Annotated in this window: 3 protein-coding genes; 2 read left to right on the top strand and 1 reads right to left on the bottom strand. The window is 49.1% G+C overall.

The window, feature by feature from the left end:
* Positions 1-270: 270 nt before the first annotated feature.
* A complete protein-coding gene (locus tag HY879_21800; GenBank protein MBI5605978.1) occupies positions 271-1,107 on the bottom strand; it encodes an SDR family oxidoreductase in 837 nt (278 codons plus the stop codon).
* Between the two features lie 395 nt (positions 1,108-1,502).
* Between HY879_21800 and HY879_21795 the strand changes: the two genes are divergently transcribed.
* Positions 1,503-3,374 (top strand): PAS domain S-box protein, encoded by a 1,872-nt coding sequence (locus HY879_21795; GenBank protein ID MBI5605977.1) that lies wholly within the window; start codon positions 1,503-1,505, stop codon positions 3,372-3,374.
* 6 nt (positions 3,375-3,380) lie between these two features.
* Entirely contained in the window at positions 3,381-3,767 is a 387-nt protein-coding gene (locus HY879_21790) for an HD domain-containing protein (GenBank protein ID MBI5605976.1), read from the top strand.
* Positions 3,768-3,860 lie beyond the last annotated feature (93 nt).

Here is a 3,860-nt window from a genome sequence, read left to right as displayed (position 1 = left end):
TCGAAAATAAAGTTCTGAGATCAGGGATGAGGGTTCGGGGATCGGGGGTCAGTTGAAAAGAAAGTTGCAAGATGCAAGTTTCAAGTGAAAAAAACCTTGAGCCCGGTACCTTGCCTATCGCCCATAGCCCATAGCCTAAAAAATTTTCATGCTTCGTGGTGCCCCCTGGGCATTCGGAATAAGGGATTATTACTCCGAACTCCGAACTCTTCGCTCCGAACTGAAAGCCGGCCCAATTTTTTTTTCGGTTGTTAACCTTGCACCTTTTATTTATACTTCCATCAACTGCCCGCCGGTGACATTAATCGCCTGGCCGGTCATGTAGGAAGAGGCCTCCGAAGCCAGAAAGGCCACCAGATTGGCCACTTCTTCGGTGGAACCAATGCGGCCCAGGGGGATGGTCTTGCACATCTCCTGTTCACGCTCTTCCACCGTGGAACCGAAAAAACGGGCCTCCAGTTCAAAACGCCATTTTTCCAAATCAGTCCCGATCTGTCCCGGACAGACGGCATTGACCCGAATCCCGGCTCCGGCCAGTTCCCTGGCCATGACTTTGGTCAACATAATTAACCCGGCCTTGGCCACGGCATAAGCCCCGTTGAAGAGGGGAGGTACCTTGCCGGCCCGGGAAGCGGTGTTGATGATGCTGCCCGGTTTTCCCGCCATCAAAGGCAGGACGGCCCGGGAAATCCGGAAGGCCCCATGAAGATTGATATCGATGGTTTTCATCCAGGCCCCTTCCTCATAATATTGGACGGTATTGGGGACGCCGAAAGAGGCCCCGGCGTTGTTGCAAAGGATATCGACCCGCGGGAATCGGTCTTTGACCGCCTCCACCATGGCCTGGATAGAGGCATTCTGGGTTACATCCACAGATACGGCCAGAGTTGGAAGATCGAATTTCTCTTGAAGCTCCCGGGCCAATGTCTCCATTTCCTCCTGGCTGCCGGTCCTGACCTCACTTAATTCCTGATTTATCGTTCCCAGGTCGGCCAGAACGACCCGGGTCCCCAGGGAAGCCAGTTTTTCGGCTATTGCGAAACCGATCCCCGATCGTTTGCCCGCTCCGGTTATCAGGGCTGTTTTCCCGGCCAAATCGTCCAGCATGATTTTCCTCCTGGTAATAAGAAAAGAAAGTTTCAAGATGCAAGTTTCAAGTACGAAAAACCTCTAAATGGCTTTAGGCAATAGGCTATGGGCGAAGAAAAAACCTTGGAATCGTTTTTCCTGTGGCCCATCGGCTATGGCCCGGTGTGAAGCATCTTTATAATTCTCGGTTTCCCCACACCTGGCATCGAATGGTATTCGATATCAGAAAGGCAGTCAAGTTTTTTTAGATAAATTCGTCCAGAAAAATACATTGACTCTTTCCGGAATCATTATATTATGATAGCTTTCAAAGCAAAATATCCCCGAAAACCTATGCTTGATCCGAAAGGCCAGGAGGGTGTTTTTCACTTTGTCAGGCCTGAGACGGGGCGGGGGAGAGGTCTTGTAACAAAATGGGAACCAATATAGCTGATCGCCTGATTAATGAGGAGGCTCTGCGCCAATCCGAAGAGAAATACCGATCGATGGTGGAAAACGCCAATGAGGCCATTGTGGTATTTCAGGACGAATTCCCTAAATTCTTCAATGCAAAGACTATGGAAATATTGAGTTATCCCCGGGAAGTCCTGGCCACTAAGGCCTTTCTTGAATTCGTTCATCCGGAAGATCGGCCTTTGGTCTTTAGTCGGTATGTCAGGAGGTTGAAGGGGGAAGAGCCGCCCAGCATCTACTCGTTCCGGATCATCGACGGCCAGGGAAATACAAAATGGGTAGAAGTCAATTCCATCTTGATTAACTGGGAAAAAAGACCGGCCGTTTTGGTTTTTTTTTCCGATATTACCGGCCGCAAAAAGGCCGAAGAAAGTTTATGCCTTTCCGAAGAAAAATTATCCAAGGCCTTTCGGGCCAGCCCGGATTTGATCACCATAAGCACCCTGGCTGAAGGAAGATACGTAGATGCCAATGATGCCTTTTTGAACCGCACCGGTTACAATCGGGAGGAGGTCATTGGCCATACAGCCATCGAATTGGACCTTTGGGCTGATCCTGAAGATCGGTTAAGGGCATTGGAACATATCAACCAAACCGGATCTTTGTCTAATTTTGAAATCAAGGCTAAAATGCGATCCGGGGAAATCCGGAACATACTTCTTTCCATGGAAGTAATCGAACTGGAAGACCAAAAATGTCTTTTATCCGTAAGCCGGGATATCACGGAACTCCGGCAGGCCGAAGAAGAAGCTAAGCGAAATACCGCATTACAAGAGGTGATAAACTCTCTTCTTCGACTCTCCCTTAAGGATATTCCCCTTGAAATAATATTGGATGCGGCTATCGATTTAATCCTTTCCGTTCCCTGGCTGGTATTAGAATCAAAGGGTGCCATTTTTTTGGTGGAAGAAGACCCCGGGCTTTTAGTCATGAAGGCCCATCGGGGGCTTAACAAGATCCTGATAGAGACCTGTTCACGGGTCCCTTTTGGCAAATGCATTTGTGGGAAGGCGGCCTTAAAAAAAGAAATCGAATTTGCCGATCATATTGATGAGCGTCACGATATCGGTTATGAAACCATGCTCCCTCATGGTCATTATTGTGTTCCCATCCTTTTTTCCAACCAGGTTCTGGGGGTAATCAATTTCTATGTTCGGGAAGGGCATCATAGACAACCTAAAGAAGAAGCCTTTTTAACCGCCCTGGCCAATACCCTGGCCAGCATCATCATACGAAAGCAAGGCGAGGCGGCCTTAAGGGAGAGCGAAGACCGCTACCGGGATTTGGTGGAGACCAGCCGGGATTTGATATCCATCCATGATTTAAACGGGCAGATCCTCTGGGTAAATGAAGAGCCGATCAGAATCCTCGGTTTTAATAAAGACGAAATTTTGAAAATGAATATCCGGGACCTTTTGGATCCGGAACGAAGGGGAGCATTTGAAGATTATCTATCCGATATTCGTTCTAAGGGGGTTGCGAGAGGTTTGATGATGGTCCGGACGGCCAAAGGGGAAGCCCGAATCTGGGAATACCATAATACCCTCCGTAGCGAAGGAGTGGATGAACCGTTTGTGAGGGGTATTGCCCGTGATGTCACCGAGCAGAAACTGGCCGAAAAAGAGGCCAGAAAGACCATGGCGAAACTCAGAAAAACCATGGGAGGGATTATTCTGGTCATCTCGCATACGGTGGAGATGAGAGATCCTTATACTGCCGGCCACCAAAGGCGGGTAGCTGATCTGGGCCGGGCCATTGCCCAGGAGATGGGGCTCTCCGAAGTCAGGGTGGTCGGCATCCGCATGGCCGGGGTGTTTCTCGACCTGGGATAGTTGTCGGTGCCGGCGGAAATCCTGAGCAAGCCCACCCGGCTTTCGTACCTGGAGTACAGTTTGATTAAAATTCATCCCCAGACCGGTTATGACATCTTAAAGGAGATCGAATTTCCCTGGCCCATTGCCCGGATGGTCCTGGAACATCATGAAAGGATGAATGGTTCCGGCTATCCCCAAGGGCTTAAAGTGGAAGCAATCCTATTGGAGTCCCGAATCCTGGCCGTAGCCGATGTGGTCGAGGCCATCGCTACCCATCGGCCTTATCGGCCGGGGTTTGGGATTGAAAAAGCCTTGGAGGAAATATCGAAAAACAAAGGGGTGTTGTATGATCCAGAAGTTGTGGATGCCTGTTTACGGCTCTTCAAGGAGAAAGGGTTTACGCTGAATTGAAAGTTTGAAAATTTTTTTTAATTTGATTGGCACGGATTTCACTGATAAACATGGCTAAGAAGAGAAAGGGTTGGCAATGGTGCCAAATCTATG

Source organism: Deltaproteobacteria bacterium (assembly GCA_016219225.1).
Classification (GTDB): Bacteria; Desulfobacterota; RBG-13-43-22; order RBG-13-43-22; family RBG-13-43-22; genus RBG-13-43-22.
The sequence above is the reverse complement of the archived record's forward strand: the minus strand, read 5'-3'. Positions and strand labels throughout refer to the sequence as shown.

Coding starts and splice junctions, on each gene's coding strand:
- HY879_21800 (MBI5605978.1), bottom strand. CDS start 1,107: ATGCTGGACGATTTGGCCGGGAAAACAGCCCTGATAACCGGAGCGGGC.
- HY879_21795 (MBI5605977.1), top strand. CDS start 1,503: ATGGGAACCAATATAGCTGATCGCCTGATTAATGAGGAGGCTCTGCGC.